Below are 16,367 nucleotides of genomic sequence, written 5' to 3' on the forward strand. Positions count from 1 at the left end.
GGGCGCTGCACGCAAAATGGTGGTTTCAATCGATAGCCCAACGGAGATTTTCATGGCCCGTCTGACCGTGCACACCGCGCAAAGCGCGCCCGAACCCACCCAGGCGGCGTTGGCCGCGGCCGAGAAGGGCGCGGGGTATCTGTCCAACCTGCTTGGCGTGCTGGCCAGCGCGCCCGCCGCGCTCGAGGCCTATCAGACGCTGTCGCAGATCAATGCACGCGCCGGCCTGACGCTACAGGAGCGCGAGGTCGTGCAACTGGTGGCCGGCACGCTGCACGGCTGCACCTTCTGCGTGGCGGGCCACACCGCGCTGGCGCGCAACAAGGCCAAGCTGTCTCCCGAAGTCGTGGACGCGCTGCGTGCCCAGGGCACGCTACCCGACGCGCGGTTGCAGGCGCTGGCGGCATTCACGCAAGCCGTGATCCGCACGCGCGGCCGTGTCGACGACGCGGAACTCAAAGCCTTGCGCGATGCGGGCTACACCGAGGGCAATGCGCTCGAGGTGATCCTGGGCGTGGGCCTGGCCACGATCTGCAACTTCGCCAACAACCTGGCGCAGACGCCCTTGAACGAACAGCTGAGCGAATACGCCTGGAGCGGCGCGCAATGACGGCACAGACCGCGACCCCGCATCATGACGCCACCGACCCGGCCGGTGGTCCGATCCTGCCGCAGGACTTGCGGGACTGGCTTGCGCAACATGCCGAGGCGTTGGATGCGGGCAGCCTTGACGCCGTCACGGTGCTGCCGCGGCTGGCGTCGGCGGGGCTGTTCCGCGTTGGTGTACCCGAGGCGCAGGGCGGCCTGGCCGGCACCGATATCGGCGATGCGATCGAGGCGGTGTCGCAGGTGGCCGAACTGTCGGTCGCCAGCGCATTCGTCGCATGGGGCCAGCGTGTCTTCATCGAATACCTGCTGACCAGCCCCAATGCGGCGCTGGCCGAGCGCTGGCTGGCGCCGTTGCTTGCCGGCGAACTGGCGGGCGCCACGGCGCTGTCGAACGCGATGAAGTTCCTGAGCGGCATCGAATCGTTGCAGATTGCCGCGCAGGGCGATGACGTGCAATGGACGCTGGACGGCCGCATGCCCTGGGTGACGAATCTGCGGCCGCAGGGCTTCCTCGTCGCGGCGGCGGTTACGGCTCCCGATGGCACGCCCGCCGTCGTCGCGTTGCCGCATGACATCGCCGGACTGGAACGTAGTGCGGACCTGTCATTGCTGGCGCTGCAGTCCAGCAACACCGCAGCGCTGGACGTGCGCGGCGTGCGCATCGGACCGGAATGGCTGATCCACCCCGACGCGCGGCAGTATCTGCCGGGCGCGCGTCCCGCATTTGCCGGGTTGCAGTGCGGCCTGTCGATCGGTTTGGCGCGAAGGGCCTTGCAGGCCGCCGGTCAAGTGGGGCAGGGCCACGCGTCGCGCGGCCTCCTTGCCCAACCCTTGCAGGCGCTGTCCGCGCAGCTCGAGGACCTGACAGCCCGCCTTATCTCCGGCGTTCGCAGCCAGCGGTTTGTGGCCGAACCGTGGGCCTTGTTCGAGATTCGCATTGCGCTGGCCGATGCCGCTAACGCGGCGGTACAGCTTGAACTGCAAGCCAGCGGCGGCGCGGCCTACCTTAAGCCCGGGGGCGCAGGCTTTGCGCGGCGCTGGCGCGAAGCGGCGTTCCTGCCCATCGTCACGCCGAGCCTGGTGCAGTTGAAGACCGAACTGGCCAAGCGCCAGGCCCGGCTTGCCGCGCAGGGCGCGTCATGACGGCGGCGCCGCGGCCGGTGCTGCAGGCCCGGGGCCTGGCGTTGCGGTACCCCGGCGCGGAGAGCGCCGTCTTTGACGCCGTCGACCTGGATCTGGCGCGCGGCGAAGTGGTCGCGGTGCTGGGCGCCAGCGGAGCGGGCAAATCCAGCCTGCTGCGCGTCCTGGCCGGCCTGCAGCCCGCCACCGCCGGCACGCTGCTAATGGAAGGCGTGCCGCTCACGGGCGTGCACCCGCGCGTGGCGGTGGCGTTTCAGGATTCCAGCCTGTTGCCCTGGCTGTCGCTGGAACGCAATGTCGCCTTCGGGCTGGACTTCAAGCATCAGCCGGCGCTGACGGATGCACAGCGCCGCGCGCGCGTGACGCAGGCCATCGATGAAGTGGGACTGGCGCACGCGCGGCATCTGCGTCCCGCGCAGTTGTCGGGCGGCATGGCGCAACGGGCGGCGCTGGCGCGCTGCCTGGCGCGCCAGCCGTCGGTGCTGCTGCTGGACGAACCGTTTGGCGCGCTGGATGAGGTCACGCGCGGTGACATGCAGGTGCTGCTGCGCAAATTGGTGGCCGACTTCCAGACGGCGGCCGTCTTGATCACGCACGACATCGACGAAGCGCTGCTGCTGGCCGACCGCATCGTGCTGCTGGGCGGCGCGCCTGGGCGCATTCTGGGCGTGTGGCAGGTCGACCTGCCGCAACCGCGCGCCGACCTGCTGCCGGAAATGGGCGCGCTGCGCCTGGAAATCCTTACCCGCCTGCGCGCCGCGCTGCGGAACGCGCGCGGCGCCGCCGTGCTTGCCTGACCAACTTCGCTAGGAGCTTTCTGATGTGCCTTGAACACATGTCGCGTCGCGACTGGTTGAAACTTTCGGCCCTGCTGACCGCCGGCGGGGCCGCATCCTTGCTGTCGGCCTTCAACGCGCGGGCGCAGTCCGAGCCCGACGCGCCCGTGCGCATCGGCTACCTGCCCATCACCGACGCCGCGCCGCTGCTCGTGGCGCATAACAATGGCCTCTTCGACAAGGCCGGCGTCAAGGCCGAAAAGCCCGTGCTGCTGCGCAGCTGGGCGCAGGTGATCGAAGCCTTCATCTCGGGTCAGGTGAACGTGGTGCATCTGCTATCGCCGATGACGGTGTGGGCGCGCTTTGGCAGCAAGGTGCCCGCCAAGGTGGTGGCCTGGAATCACGTCGGCGGATCCGGGCTGACCGTGGCGCCCGCCGTCAACACCGTGAAGGAACTGGGCGGCAAGACGGTGGCGATCCCGTTCTGGTATTCCATCCACAACGTCATGCTGCAGTACCTGCTGCGCGAAAACGGCCTGACGCCGGTGGCGCGCAAGGACGGCGCGCCGGCCGCCAATGAAGTGAATCTGGTCGTCATGGCGCCCGCGGACATGCCGCCCGCGCTGGCGCAGCAGCGCATCGCGGGCTATATCGTGGCCGAGCCGTTCAACGCGGCAGCAGAAACCCTGGGCGTGGGCAAGGTGTTGCGCTTTACGGGCGACATCTGGCGCAATCATGCGTGCTGCGTCGTCTTCATGCACGAGCGCGACCTGACGCAGCGGCCGGAATGGTCGCAGAAGGTAGTGGACGCCATCGTGCAGGCGCAGCTCTGGATCCGCGACAACCGGGCTGAGACGGCGCGGCTGCTGTCCAAGGAGGGCATCAACCGCTACACCCCGCACACCCTGCCGGCGCTGTCCAAGGTGCTTGCGCCGCCGCCCGAGGACCGCGAGCAGTACCTGGCCAGCGGTGCGATCCGGCATGCCGATTGGGACGAACGCCGCATCGACTTTCAGCCGTATCCGTTTCCCAGCTACACCGAGGAACTGGTGCGGCGGCTGCGCGACACCCTCATCGAGGCGGACCGCGGATTCCTGGATGACCTGGATCCGGCGCGCGCGGCGGCCGAGCTGGTGGACGATCGCTATGTCCGGCGGGCAATCGAATCGGCTGGTGGCCTGACTCGGTTCGGCTTTCCCGACGCGTACAACCGGACCGAGCTGGTGCAGGCGTGACGGAGCGCGAGTTTGTGGTGCAGCAGGCGCCGCCGGAGGCGCAGCGGCAGCCCGCGGCGCCTCTGCGCGCCAAGACGGCCGCGGGAGTGGGCCTGGGCGCGCGCTACGCGCTCGGCCTTGGCGGGTTGGGGCTGCTGCTGGCGCTGTGGTGGCTGGGTACGGAAGTCCTGGCGCCTGCGGGCGGCATGGCGAGGCGTTTTGCGCCCGGGCCCACCTTCGTCAGCCTGGGCGAACTGCTGTCCGGCTCGGACCTGCCTCACCACATCCTGGTCAGCCTGCGGCGGATCGCGGTTGGATTGGGCTTGGCCTTGGCGATCGGCGTGCCGCTGGGCCTGGCGATCGGCAGTTGGCGCCGGCTGGAAGCGGCCGCATCGCCCGCGATGCAATTCCTGCGCATGATCTCGCCGCTGTCGTGGATGCCGATCGCGGTCATGGTGTTTGGCGTGGGCGACGATCCCGTCTACTTCCTGCTGGCGTTCGCGGCGGTCTGGCCGATCGTGCTGAATACGGCTGCTGGCGTGCAGCAGCTTGATCCGCGCTGGCTGCAATTGGCGCAAAGCGTGGCCGCGACCCGCTGGGAGACGCTGCGCAGCGTCATCCTGCCTGGCGTGATGGGCCACATCCTGACCGGCGTGCGGCTGGCGATCGGCATTCTGTGGATCGTCCTGGTCCCGTGCGAAATGCTGGGCGTGTCGGCCGGCATGGGGTACTTCATCCTGGACACCCGCGACCGTCTGGCGTATTCGGAACTGATGGCGATGGTGCTGATGATTGGCGTGCTGGGCTTTTTGCTGGATGCCAGCGCCCGGGCGCTGTACCGGTACTGGCGCGGGCAGTAACGATCCTGGCTACTCCGTTTCGCCAACCGCTACTTGCGCGCGCTCTTCCCGTTGGCCGCGCACACCAGGTCGCGCAGCCGCCGCTGCACCGGGTCGCGCGTGACGGGGGCGTTGCGGATGCCCGCCACCGGAATCGATTCGACGATCGCCCCGGTGGCGTCGTTGCCCGCGTGGTGCAAGACCTCGGTGACGGTATACGTGTTGGCGCTGCAGTTCATCGTCACCGGCTGGGTGACCGAGCCGTAGGGCTGCCCGTTGGCCTCGGAAATCCGGGGCTGGGCGTAGAACCAGGCCACGGTCACTGCCCTGACAGCCGGATTCTCCGACACGGTGCGGATCGAATGGCTGTCATAGAACACCCCCGGCATCGCCTGCGGGTCGACCGGCACCCAGGCCGGATCGTTGGCCGCGGCGCCGTGCGCGATCGGGCTGCCGCTTGCCGCGACAAACAGGGCCAGGGCGAATAGGGCAGAGGGAGGCCTTGCGGTCATGGGCGGTTCCGTGGTGTCGGGGCAGGGGCGCGCGTCCGGCAAGACGTGAGCATGCGTTACGCCAGTATAGAGAACCGGGCGCAACGCGCTATAGTTTCGTCCGTTCGATAAATGGCTGGCGGCGCGGGGGGCTGGCATTATGCCCAGCATGCCTGGACCCAAGACCATCAGACTCGTGGCCGTCGGCCTTGCGGTCATCACCGCCGCCGTGCTGGCCCGGGGCATCTATCAGATCATCCCAATGGGCGATCCGCTGGCGCGCAGCGAGTTCGTGGGAGAGCTGAACGGGCCCGCGCTGGCCTCATACTCGCGGGTTGCCATCCAGCGTTTCGGCGAGCGCCAATTGCTGACCGGCCAACTTCTGGTCACGGCCAAGGACATCGAAGGCCTGGCGCAGGCGCCCGTGCTGGATACGCAGGTTCCGGCCCTGAAGGAACGCCTTCAGAAGCAGCGGATCCGGCTGGCGCAGGCCGGCGCGATCACCACCCTGGCCCACGGCCAGGGCGATCTGGCCCTGACCATGCTGCAGACCGGCCGCACCACCACCGATGCCCGCAACCTCATTTATGGGGGCCACGGCACGGGTGTGTTCGAGCTGCTGGGCTCCATCAGCGGCGATACCGGCGTGACCCTGATTGGCGCGCCGGGCGGCCAGCCGCTGTACCTCATCACCAGCACGCTGCGCAGTTCGGGAGAAGGCGATCAGCCGCCCGCCTGGGACACCCTGCGTTCGGACGACCTGGGCGCGACCTGGACCTATGATCCCGACGTGACGCTGGGCGTGCCGCAGCAGCACACCGCCTTTCTGACCGACCAGCTGGCGATTGCGCTGGAGCACCACGAGACGGGCGTGCGCCTGCTCTACAGCTGCGACGGCGCCAAGCGTTGGGCGGCGACCCGGCTCAAGGAACAGGTCTGGCCGGATTCGGCCGCCTTTGAACGCAAGTTTGCCGAGACGGCGGAGCGGGATCGCAAGGCCTACGGCGTCGAGCAGCTTGGCTATGGCTGGTCGTTGTACCCGCTGGACGAGACGCGCGCAGTGGGCTGGAGCTGGCGCACGCGGGTGCGTCCTGAAGGCCAGGAGGCGCCCCAACTGATCGAAACGCGGCGCTTCGAGGTGCAATTCCAGGAGGGCGCCTCGCCTGCGTTCCGCATTACCCCGGAGGTGCCCCGGGTTCCGTCGCAGGATGCCCATGCGCTTTTGACGCGTGACCAGCCGGTGTTCGAGACCGAGGGCGACAGCATCTACCAGCTCGACAAGTCGGGAATGGCCTGGGTAAAGCGGTCGCGGTCGCCCAATGTGCGCGGCGCCTCGTCCTGGATCGGGCAGGCGTGGTTCGGCCGCAATGCGTGGGTCATCAAGACCTATGCCGAGCACCTATTCTCCGGCGCCGACTACACCAAGACCTACTTCTACAGCCGCGACAAGGGCCGCTCCTGGCGGCCGTTCCAGTTGTCGCATGCGCAGGAGCGCGGGCTGCTGGGCCTGGACCAGACGGGCGACGCGCTGTTGACGCTTGCCGAGCGCGGCGGCAAGACCATCATCCTGCGCTATCCGCTGGACTGAGGCGAAACGCGGGTCCCGCGCCGGCGGCTAGTCGGCCACCACGTACTCGGGATAGCGCTTGCAGATTTCCGCGACCTGGCTGAGCGTGCCGGACAGGTGCTCGCGCAGCACCTGCTGCGCCCGTGGCGGGTCCTGCGCGGCGATGGCATCCAGGAGGCGCTGATGATCGTCCAGGATGCGTTCGGCCTTGCCGGTCTCGGGCAGATGCAGCCGGCGCAACCGGTCCAGATGGCCGCTATAGCGCTGCGCCATCTCCCATAGGCTGGCCACGCCAGCGGCTTCGTGCATGTCGCGGTGAAATGCCTGGTCCGCGTTGATGAACTGCTGGTATTGCCCGCTGGCATGGGCGGCGCGCTGCAGGTCGATGGACGACTGCAGGCGCTGGAGCAGCAGCGGGTCAGTCCGCTGGGCCAGCAGGTGGACGATTTCCAGTTCCAGCGAGCGACGCAGGAAATGCGCCTGGCGCGCGGCGGCGATGTCGATCCTGCTGACCACTGTGGTGTGCTGCGGATAGATTTCGACCAGGGCTTCCTCGGCCAGGCGCATGAGCGCGTCGCGGATGGGCGTCTGGCTCAGGCCGTAGCAGTCAGCCAGCGTGACGCGCGACAGCGGCGCGCCGGGCGCGAGCTCCAGCGAGATGATCTGGCGGCGCAGATGGTCGAAAACCTGGGGCGCCGCATGGCGGGAGCGATCCAGTCTGAGCTTTTGGCTTTGCATCAGGTAAGCGTGTCCGGGTCCCGCGTGGGGAAAGGCTGATAACGAATGTCGCAGTGTAGCGGGTTTTCACCTAGCTGACGCACTAATGTATTAGTGTTTAAATGCCTTGACTCCGACTTCCGCATCCCTCGTATCTCTCATGAAACGCACCTACGAAAGCTTGCGCAGCGCCGCCTGGATGGCCAAGGACGACCTGCGTTCATTCGGCCACCGCTCCCGCATGATGCAGATGGGCTATGGCCCGGACGATTGGGCCGGACGCCCGGTCATCGCCATCATCAACACCTGGTCCGACCTGAATCCCTGTCACAGCCATTTCAAGCAGCGTGTCGAAGACGTCAAACGCGGCGTGTTCCAGGCCGGCGGCTTTCCCGTGGAGCTGCCCGCCATTTCGGTGTCCGAATCCTTCGTCAAGCCCACCACCATGCTGTACCGCAACTTCCTGGCGATGGAGACCGAGGAGTTGCTGCGCAGCCACCCGGTGGACGGCGCGGTGCTGATGGGCGGCTGCGACAAGACGACGCCCGGCCTCATCATGGGCGCCATCAGCGCCGGCCTGCCTTGCGTCTACGTGCCCGCGGGCCCCATGCTGCGCGGCAATTGGAAGGGCAAGATCCTGGGGTCCGGATCGGATGCCTGGAAGCTCTGGGACGAACGCCGCGCCGGCAAGATCACGCAGGAGCAATGGACGGAAGTGGAAGGCGGCATTGCCCGCAGCTACGGCACCTGCATGACGATGGGCACGGCCAGCACCATGACCGCCATCGCCGAGGCCATCGGCATGACGCTGCCCGGCGCCTCGTCGATCCCGGCGGCGGACGTGAACCACATGCGCATGTCGGCCGAATGCGGCCGCCGCGTGGTCGAGATGGTCTGGGACGACCTGACGCCGCAGCGCATCCTGAGCGTGGCCTCGTTCAAGAACGCCATCAACGTCGCCATGGCGATGGGCTGTTCCACCAATGCCATCGTTCACCTGGTCGCCATGTCGCGCCGCGCGGGCTGCGCGGTGGGGCTGGACGACTTCGATGCGGCCAGCCGCAAGGTGCCCGTGATCGCCAACATCCGGCCCAGCGGCGACACCTACCTGATGGAAGATTTCTACTACGCGGGCGGGCTGCCCGCGCTGATGACCCGGCTGCAGGATGATCACCTGGACCTGTCGGCCATGACGGTCACGGGCAAGACGCTGGGCGAAAACATCGCGGGCGCCGAGGTCTACAACGACGACGTGATCCGCAAACTGGACGAGGCGATCTACGACGAGGGCGCGCTGGCTGTGCTGCGCGGCAACATCGCGCCGGACGGCTGCGTCATCAAGCCCAGCGCGTGCGCGCCGCAATACCTGCGCCACACGGGCCCGGCGCTGGTGTTTGACGACTATCCCAGCATGAAGGCCGCCGTCGAGGACGAAAACCTGGACGTGACCGCGGACCACATCATGATCCTGCGCAATGCCGGCCCGCAGGGCGGTCCGGGCATGCCGGAATGGGGCATGCTGCCCATCCCGACCAAGCTGGTCAAGCAGGGCGTGCGCGACATGCTGCGCCTGTCCGATGCGCGCATGAGCGGCACCAGCTACGGCGCCTGCATCCTGCACGTCGCGCCCGAAAGCTACATCGGCGGGCCTTTGGCGCTGGTGAAGACGGGCGACACGATCACCGTCGATGTGCCCGCCCGCAGCATCAACCTGAACATCAGCGACGAGGAACTGGCCGCGCGCCGCGCCGCCTGGACACCGCCGCCCAAGCGCTACGAGCGCGGCTACGGCTGGATGTACTCCCGGCACATCCTGCAGGCCAACGACGGCTGTGACTTCGATTTCCTGGAAACGGAATTCGGCGCGCCCGTGCCCGAGCCCGCGATCTTCTGATTCTTTCGTTACCCAACATCCGCCCCAAACTCCCGGAGCCATCGTGTCCCAAATGAATCCCGAAACCCGCGCGCGGCTGGCCGGCGTCAGCACCGCCACGCTGTGCACGGCGCTGTTCAAGCGCGGCCTGCGCAACCAGTTCATCCAGGACGTGCGGCCGCTGAACGCCAACCTGCCCAACATGGTGGGCCCGGCCTTCACGCTGCGCTACATCCCGGCGCGCGAAGACCTGAACACCATCAAGGTCTTCGAGGATCGCGCGCATCCGCAGCGCGCCGCGGTCGAGACCTGCCCGGAAGGCGCGGTCTTCGTCATCGACAGCCGCAAGGACGCGCGCGCCGCGTCCGCGGGCTCCATCCTGGTCACCCGGCTGATGAAGCGCGGCGTGGCGGGCGTGGTGACGGACGGGGGCTTTCGCGACTCTCCTGAAATCGCCGAGATGGGCTTTCCCGCGTATCACCAGCGTCCGTCCGCGCCCACCAACCTGACCTTGCACCAGGCGCTGGACATCAACGCGCCCATCGGCTGCGGCGACGTGGCGGTGTGGCCGGGCGACATCGTCGTGGGCGACCGAGAGGGCGTGGTGGTCATTCCTGCGCACCTGGCCGACGAGATCGCCATCGAAGCCGTGGAAATGACGGCCTTCGAGGACTTCGTGACCAGTCAGGTGCAAGGCGGCGCTTCCATTCTTGGCCTGTATCCGCCGACCGACCCGGGCACCAAGGACAAGTTCGCCGCCTGGCGCAAAGAACAAGGCCGCTGAGCCTTGCCGCCGGCGCTGCCGGCACCCCCCATACGCATACCTATAAAACAAGGCAGGAGACACATGATGAACACGCATCGACGCGGCGCGCTTGCCGCGCTACTGGCCGGCGCCGTCCTTGGCACGCTGGCCTTGCCCGCCAGCGCCGCCGACTGGCCCACGCAAAAGCCGATTTCCTACGTCGTCCCGTTTACGGTTGGCGGCTCGACCGACGTGGTCGGCCGGGTGCTGGCGCAGAAGCTGGGCGACCGCCTGCATCAGAACGTCATCGTCGAGAACAAGCCGGGGGCCGCGGGCGGCATCGGCGCCACCTACGTGGCCAAGGCGCCGCCCGACGGCTACACCCTGTTCGGCGGCACGATCAGCACGCACGCCATCAACGCCAGCCTCTACAAGAACCTGAAGTACGACCCGGTCAAGGACTTCGAGCCGGTGTCGCTGATCGCGTTCCTGCCCAACGTGCTGCTGGTGGATCCGAACCTGGGCGTCAATTCGGTGGCCGACCTGATCGCGCTGCTCAAGCGCGACCCCACCAAACGCACGTTCGCGTCCTCGGGGGCGGGCACCTCGACGCACCTGGCCGGCGAGCTCTTTTCCGGCATGATCGGCGTGCCCCTCACGCACGTGCCCTACAAGGGCACGCCGCCCGCGATGGTGGACGTATCGTCCGGCGCGGTGACCTTCATGTTCGACCAGATGACGGCGGCGCTGCCGCTCTTGCAGACCGGCAAGCTCAAGCTGCTGGCCGTCACCACCAAGGACCGCATTGCGCTCGCGCCCGAGGTGCCGACCATGCAGGAAGCGGGCGTGCCCGGCTTCCAGATGGCGTCCTGGCAGGCGGTTTACGCGCCCAAGGGCACGCCCAAGCCCATCCTGGACAAACTCGCCGCCGAGATCGCCCTGATCCTGAAAGAGCCCGACGTGCAGGAAAAGCTGGGCAAGACCATGGGCATGGAGCTGGTGGGTAGCACCCCCGAACAGTTGCGCGACCTGATGGCGACCGAGATTCCGCGCTGGGCGGAAGTCGTCAAGAAGTCGGGCGCGTCGGTGGAGTAAGGGGCGCGGCTAGTGTAGGCGAGGCGGGTCGGCGCTAAGCTGGGGGCTGTGGACGTCTGTGCGTCCTTGCTCGACTCGCCTCGTGCTGATGTCGGGCATCGGCAACGCCGTTAAAGGAGCCGCATCATGGCCGACTTCGACAAGGTGTTCGCGGGATCGATTCCGGCGCTTTACGACACGCTCATGGTGCCGCTGATCTTTCAGGGTTACGCCGACCACATGGCGGCGCTTGTCGCAGGGTTTGCGCCCCAGGCCGTGCTGGAGACCGCGGCAGGCAGCGGGGCGGTGACGCGGGCGCTTGCGCCTCTGCTGGACCCCGGGGCGCGTTATGTGGCGACCGACCTGAATCAACCGATGCTCGATTACGCGGCCGCCCGGCAGGGTGCCGGTTGCGCGGTGCAATGGCGCTGGGCGGATGCGCTGGATCTGCCGTTCGACTGCGCGTCGTTTGACGTGGTGTGCTGCCAGTTCGGCGTCATGTTCTTCTCGGACCGGGCCGCGGGCTTTGCCGAAGCGCGCCGGGTGCTGAAGTCCGGGGGGCGCTTCGTCTTCAGCGTGTGGGACCGCATCGAGGAAAATGACTTCGCCCACGACGTGACGCGCTCCATGGCGGCCGTGTTTCCGCAGGACCCGCCACGCTTTCTTGCGCGCACGCCGCACGGCTACCACGACGTGGAAAAGATCCGCGACGACCTTCGCCGGGCAGGCTTTGACGATATTCGGGTGGAAACCCGTGCGGACGTCAGCCGGGCGGCGGGGCCACTGGAGGCGGCGACCGCCTACTGCCAGGGCACGCCGCTGCGCAACGAGATCGAAGCGCGCGACGCGGGCCTCATGCAGCTGGCCACGGAACGGACGGCTGAGGCGTTGGCCGACCGCTACGGCGCGGGCCCGATCACGGGTAGGACCCAGGCGCACGTGATCGTCGCGACAAAGTAAGGCGGACTCCGGACGCTAGCTGGCGGGAGCGCGTTTGACCAGGTCCACGATGATGCGGAACAACTCGGCTCGCGCGGTTTCCTGGGTGATTTCGCCCGCAACGACGGCTTGCGAGAGCGCGTCGGCGGCGCCGAGCATGCCCCACATGCCGGCCAGGGACACGCCTTGCCGGCCGGCGAACGGGGCAAGGATGGCCTGGCATTTCGTGATGAATGCGTGCTGATACTGCCTTTTGACGGCCGCCAGTTCCGGCGAGCCGTTCAGCGCCGCAAGTACCCCGGGAATCTCGCGCCCCTGCACCGACACGCATTCCACGTACTGGGTGGCTATGGCGTCTGCCTTGCCCGCGAGGGTCGGCTTGCTGGCGGCGATGGCGCTGTCGATGATCGCGGTCTGGCGCAGGTCGAAATCCTGGTAAAGCGCCGCCAGCAACCCGTTGCGGGTGCCGAAGTGGTCGTAGACGACGGGCTTTGAGATGCCCGCGTTCTCGGCAAGCCGGCCCAGGGTCAGGGCATCCGTGCCTTCATCGCGGATCAGCGCCCAGGACACCTCGATGAGCTGGCGTTGCCGCGCGTCCTTGGACAGCCGACGGCGGGGGGGAGGGGCAGGGTGGGACGTCATCAGGGCGGCTATCGAGGTCGGTTTCAGGGTTGCGGGGCAAAGATGCGTTGGCCGATGGCCCGGGCGGTGGCCAGGTGCGCTTCGGGATAGCCGGCGTCGGACGCCATCAGCAAGTCGGATGTTGCCACGCGCGCGCCGCAATAGCCGAAGATCCCGTGATCGATCTGGGTTTTCATCGCGCCGAAGTAGCCGTGACGGGCATAGGTGCGCATATCCGCGCCGCCGCTCGCGATCAGGTGCACCTGCAGGCGTTGCAGCCGCTTGATGACCTTGCCGTCGGGATTGGCATCGTAGGCCCAGCCGTTGGTGAACACGCGGTCGATCCACCCCTTGAGCAACGCGGGAAACGACCACCAATGCACGGGATACACCAGCACCAGCGCGTCGGCCCGATCGATGCGCGCGTGTTCGGCGGTGACGTCGGCAGGCGGGTTGGACCGGGTCAGGTGCAGGGCGACGTCGGCCTGAGAGAACCGCGGATCGAAGCCTTCGGCGGCCAGATCCGCAAGCTCGAAGGAATGCCCGTGCCCAGCGGCGGCGACGCCTTTCGCGACATGATGCGCAATGGCGTGCGTGAGGGACGCCGGGTCGGGGTGGGCAACGACGATGAGGGTGTGCATGGCGAGTAGTCCTGTTGGCGCGACAATAACCTACCAATCGTAGACTACGTTTAGTAGGTTACGACCAAAGACCTTTCGCGCCGAGGGGGATCCCCTGCGCGGCGTCGTTGACCAAAACGGGGGCAATACGGTTATCGTGAGCGCCACGGCAGTCCCCTCGGAGGAACCATGACCTCAGGCACGGCATTGTTCGACTTGCGCACGGAGCAGGGCGTGTTGCGGATCTCGATTGCGGTCACGCTTTGCATCGCCGTCATCGGTATCGGTTTTGGGGTGGCTTCCGGTTCGTTCTCGATCGTGTTCGACGGCGTTTATTCGCTGGTGGACGCCAGCATGAGCGCGCTGTCGCTGGTGGTGGTGCGGCTGATCACGTCGTACGCCACGGCCCGTGGGCTGCCGCGCAAGCTTCGCGAACGCTTCACGATGGGCTTCTGGCATCTGGAGCCCATGGTGTTGGCGCTGAACGGGATACTGCTTAGCGGGGTGGCCGTCTACGCCCTCATCAACGCGGTGAGCAGTCTGCTCAAGGGAGGCCGCGAACTGGAGTTCGGCCTGGCGCTGATCTATGCCGTGCTGACCCTGACCGCCTGTGTGGCGATCGCGCTGGCCGAGGCGCGCGCCAATCGCCGGATCCGCTCGGCATTCCTGCACATGGACCTGAAGGGCTGGATCATGTCGGCCAGCATCACGGCCGCGCTGCTGGTGGCCTTTTGCATCGGATACGGCGTGCAGGACACCCGGTGGGAGTGGATTTCGCCCTACATCGACCCGGCCGTGCTGGCGGTCGTGTGCGCGGTGATCATCCCCTTGCCGCTGTCGGTCATCCGCCAGGCGTTGTCCGAGATGCTGCTGGTCACGCCTGCCGACCTGAAACAGCACGTGGACACGGTGGCGCAGGCGTTCGTGGAACGCTATCGCTTCGCGTCCTATCGCGCGTATGTCGCCAAGGTGGGGCGCTCGCAGGAAATCGAACTGTATTTCATCGTTCCTGCCGATATGCCCGCGCGCACCGTCGCGGCATGGGACAGCCTGCGCGACGAGATCGGCAACGCGCTGGGCGCCGACAGCCCGGACCGCTGGTTGACGGTGGTGTTTACCGGCGACCCGGAATGGGCGGAATAGCGTTGCCGCCGGAATATCCGGCGCGCCGTAGTGGCGTCACGCCGGCGGCCTTGTCCAGACCATCGAGTGGTCCGCAGCGGGAGGGCGAACTGGGCTTGCATCGAGTATCGGTGGCCCAGCCAGGAACAGCACTTGCTCGCGCGCTTACTACCCTAGATGTATTGAAGCCGACCCATGAGCAATCGGCGGAGGAAGAGAAATGATCGTCGAAGTCTTTCAACGTGCGGATGGCCATTGGGGCTTTCGGGGCATCGCCTTGCTGGGCGTCCAGGAGGACGCCGGCGCTTATCCGACGCGCGATGCCGCCGCGGCCGCGGCGCGCGTCGCATATCCTGGCGAGACGATCTCCGAGGTCGATGCGTCGATCGACACCCCGCCGCAGCCGCACTCGGATTGACGCACGGTGCGTCAATATCGCCCGACTGGCCGCATCGCTTGCACATGGCCTGCCGGGTCGGGCCGTGACGTCAGCGCGCGCCGCTCCCACGGACCGTGTTTCTTAGCCTCCGCGCGCCCAGCATGATGCCGGTGGCGGATATGGCCAGCCCGCCCAGGCTCAATAGAATGATTGCCAGGTCGCGGCCCACGCCGGCATTCAACAAGACGGGCATATCCCAGCTGTGCAGGAAGTAAAAGAGCCAGCGTCCGGCGCGCTGCGCGCGCGACAGGCTGAGCGCCGGCTCGCCGGTGCGCAGGTCCACGTAGACGCGATCCCCTGCTGCGTTATCGAAGTCCAATTGCAGCACGGGCAGGCCACGCGGCGCGCCGCCGTTCATGGCTTCGGCGTGGCGGGCGTAGTAGTAGGCATCGTAGTGGTCTAGCACCTGCGCCTGCATTGGCGCGCCGGGAAACAGCGCGCGGGCGGCCTCGATGACGGCTTGCGGCTGCCAGTCCGCCTGCACGATGAGCGCGCGGTCCTGCCGGCGGATGATCCGGCTGTCGGCCGATGCGTCGCGCGCCAGCACGTAGGGGTGCCCGGCCATCCACCGCCATTCGAGCTGGACGGCATGAAAGCCCGCGTCATGCAGCGCTTTCAGCACCGTCAATGGCGCCAAGCTTGCCGTGCCTACCGCCGTGCCTACCGCTGCGCCTGCCGCCATGCCTGCCTGCACGCCCGTCATGGCTTGCCGGTCTGGCCCCGCGTGGGGCGCGGAGAAAATCCCGCCGGGATTCATCGACATGAGGCCGCTGAAGATCCATGTGCACACGAACGCGCTGAAGAGCAGGCCCGCGACGTGGTGCCAGCGCATCCAGGCCTCGCGGTATGGCGTGCCTGCGCCGGATTTGTAGCGCCCGCGAAAGCGCCAGCGCCACACGCCGACCACCGCGCCGCTGATAGCCAGCACCGTGCATAGCGCGGACAGCACGATCACTGTCCAGCTCCAGACCGGATCCACGGACCGGTCGCGCGCCATGTACAGCCAATGGAGCCACGCGCCCACGTAGTTCCAGCGTTGCTGCGCAAGGGGCGCGTCCAGGACGACTTCGCCCGTTGCCGACGAGACATACAGCGTGCCGGCCGCGTCCCCCGACATGCTCACCTTATGCAGCGGGCGATGGCGGTCCAGCCCGCGCGAATGCGTCCAGCGGTCCTCATCGACCAGACCCGCATGGCGCGCGGCGCCGGCCGGCCAGAACGCGCTGGCGGCGGCCACCGCCATGTCCGCCGTCACCGTCCCGTCAGGATTGCCTGTCGACGCGGACCATGCGCGCGGACCATCCGGGGTCGGCAGGATGAACGTCGCCTCGCCGCGCACCGACGTCAGCACGGCGGGGCCGGGCGCGGCCTGCGCCGCGTCGGGCATACGGTAAGCGTCCACTGCCAGCACGGGCAGGCTGGCGAAACGCTCTTCAGGCGTCAGCTTCGGGTAGCCGACATACAGCATGACAATCCCGCTGAGAAACCACGCAAACATCAGCAGGCAGCCGGCCACGCCCAGCCAGCGATGAGCCAGGTAGGTCAGCCTGCGCAGGCGCGCCTTGGCGTCCATGGGCGGCG

At 67.6% G+C, this 16,367-nt stretch carries 16 protein-coding genes and 1 pseudogene; 12 read left to right on the forward strand and 5 right to left on the reverse strand.

The genetic code is table 11. The features are described 5' to 3' along the window. Positions 1 to 52: 52 nt before the first annotated feature. The 5 genes and pseudogenes from HV786_RS15980 to HV786_RS16000 all read left to right on the forward strand — a co-directional run bounded on the left by HV786_RS15980 (position 53) and on the right by HV786_RS16000 (position 4,599). Positions 53 to 610 carry a carboxymuconolactone decarboxylase family protein gene (locus HV786_RS15980; protein ID WP_063951832.1) on the forward strand — a complete coding sequence of 186 codons (558 nt, stop codon included), beginning with the start codon at positions 53 to 55 and terminating at the stop codon, positions 608 to 610. Then, on the forward strand, positions 607 to 1,752 hold the full coding sequence (locus tag HV786_RS15985; RefSeq protein ID WP_175211259.1) for an acyl-CoA dehydrogenase family protein: 1,146 nt from the start codon (positions 607 to 609) through the stop codon (positions 1,750 to 1,752). The genes HV786_RS15980 and HV786_RS15985 overlap by 4 nt, the downstream gene beginning before the upstream one ends. A gap of 50 nt (positions 1,753 to 1,802) precedes the next feature. Next, a pseudogene (locus HV786_RS15990) lies at positions 1,803 to 2,546 on the forward strand (ABC transporter ATP-binding protein); the annotation flags it as partial. A gap of 23 nt (positions 2,547 to 2,569) precedes the next feature. Next, positions 2,570 to 3,760 carry an ABC transporter substrate-binding protein gene (locus tag HV786_RS15995; RefSeq protein ID WP_128828271.1) on the forward strand — a complete coding sequence of 397 codons (1,191 nt, stop codon included), beginning with the start codon at positions 2,570 to 2,572 and terminating at the stop codon, positions 3,758 to 3,760. Between the two features lie 62 nt (positions 3,761 to 3,822). Beyond that, entirely contained in the window at positions 3,823 to 4,599 is a 777-nt protein-coding gene (locus HV786_RS16000) for an ABC transporter permease (protein ID WP_420809643.1), read from the forward strand. 29 nt (positions 4,600 to 4,628) lie between these two features. On the opposite strand, the gene HV786_RS16005 is transcribed toward HV786_RS16000, so the two are convergent. Continuing rightward, positions 4,629 to 5,090 (reverse strand): surface-adhesin E family protein, encoded by a 462-nt coding sequence (locus HV786_RS16005; protein ID WP_252870126.1) that lies wholly within the window; start codon positions 5,088 to 5,090, stop codon positions 4,629 to 4,631. Between the two features lie 148 nt (positions 5,091 to 5,238). On the opposite strand from HV786_RS16005, the gene HV786_RS16010 reads away from it, so the two are divergent. After that, complete coding sequence (locus HV786_RS16010) at positions 5,239 to 6,657, forward strand: hypothetical protein (RefSeq protein ID WP_128828272.1); 1,419 nt, start codon at positions 5,239 to 5,241, stop codon at positions 6,655 to 6,657. A gap of 27 nt (positions 6,658 to 6,684) precedes the next feature. Here the strand turns inward: HV786_RS16010 and HV786_RS16015 are convergent, their stop codons facing one another. After that, positions 6,685 to 7,374, reverse strand: coding sequence for a GntR family transcriptional regulator (locus tag HV786_RS16015; RefSeq protein ID WP_128828273.1), 690 nt, complete (start codon positions 7,372 to 7,374; stop codon positions 6,685 to 6,687). 139 nt (positions 7,375 to 7,513) lie between these two features. Here HV786_RS16015 and araD point away from each other — a divergent pair, with 139 nt between their 5' ends. The 4 genes from araD to HV786_RS16035 all read left to right on the forward strand — a co-directional run bounded on the left by araD (position 7,514) and on the right by HV786_RS16035 (position 12,005). Next, the gene (gene araD, locus HV786_RS16020; RefSeq protein ID WP_056318391.1) at positions 7,514 to 9,247 is read left to right on the forward strand and encodes an L-arabinonate dehydratase; all 1,734 of its coding nucleotides are present in this window, start codon (positions 7,514 to 7,516) and stop codon (positions 9,245 to 9,247) included. A gap of 52 nt (positions 9,248 to 9,299) precedes the next feature. Next, entirely contained in the window at positions 9,300 to 10,010 is a 711-nt protein-coding gene (locus tag HV786_RS16025; protein WP_062841452.1) for a ribonuclease activity regulator RraA, read from the forward strand. A 66-nt stretch (positions 10,011 to 10,076) separates the two neighbouring features. After that, positions 10,077 to 11,066: a Bug family tripartite tricarboxylate transporter substrate binding protein gene (locus HV786_RS16030; protein ID WP_128828274.1), complete on the forward strand. Its 990-nt coding sequence runs from the start codon at positions 10,077 to 10,079 to the stop codon at positions 11,064 to 11,066. A 126-nt stretch (positions 11,067 to 11,192) separates the two neighbouring features. Next, entirely contained in the window at positions 11,193 to 12,005 is an 813-nt protein-coding gene (locus tag HV786_RS16035; RefSeq protein WP_128828275.1) for a class I SAM-dependent methyltransferase, read from the forward strand. Positions 12,006 to 12,020: 15 nt separating this feature from the next. Here the strand turns inward: HV786_RS16035 and HV786_RS16040 are convergent, their stop codons facing one another. Together HV786_RS16040 and HV786_RS16045 are read right to left on the reverse strand one after the other, a co-directional pair. Beyond that, positions 12,021 to 12,626, reverse strand: coding sequence for a TetR/AcrR family transcriptional regulator (locus HV786_RS16040; RefSeq protein ID WP_128828276.1), 606 nt, complete (start codon positions 12,624 to 12,626; stop codon positions 12,021 to 12,023). Between the two features lie 23 nt (positions 12,627 to 12,649). Further along, positions 12,650 to 13,246 carry an NAD(P)H-dependent oxidoreductase gene (locus HV786_RS16045; protein ID WP_128828277.1) on the reverse strand — a complete coding sequence of 199 codons (597 nt, stop codon included), beginning with the start codon at positions 13,244 to 13,246 and terminating at the stop codon, positions 12,650 to 12,652. Between the two features lie 168 nt (positions 13,247 to 13,414). On the opposite strand from HV786_RS16045, the gene HV786_RS16050 reads away from it, so the two are divergent. Next, positions 13,415 to 14,368, forward strand: coding sequence for a cation diffusion facilitator family transporter (locus HV786_RS16050; protein ID WP_128828278.1), 954 nt, complete (start codon positions 13,415 to 13,417; stop codon positions 14,366 to 14,368). Positions 14,369 to 14,567: 199 nt separating this feature from the next. Beyond that, positions 14,568 to 14,765, forward strand: coding sequence for a hypothetical protein (locus HV786_RS16055; RefSeq protein WP_128828279.1), 198 nt, complete (start codon positions 14,568 to 14,570; stop codon positions 14,763 to 14,765). Positions 14,766 to 14,835: 70 nt separating this feature from the next. Here HV786_RS16055 and HV786_RS16060 read toward each other — a convergent pair whose 3' ends face one another. Further along, positions 14,836 to 16,359 (reverse strand): PepSY domain-containing protein, encoded by a 1,524-nt coding sequence (locus HV786_RS16060; protein WP_128828280.1) that lies wholly within the window; start codon positions 16,357 to 16,359, stop codon positions 14,836 to 14,838. Positions 16,360 to 16,367: the final 8 nt, after the last annotated feature.

Origin of the sequence: Achromobacter mucicolens (genome assembly GCF_902859725.1) — a bacterium.
Taxonomy (GTDB): Bacteria; Pseudomonadota; Gammaproteobacteria; order Burkholderiales; family Burkholderiaceae_B; genus Achromobacter; species Achromobacter mucicolens.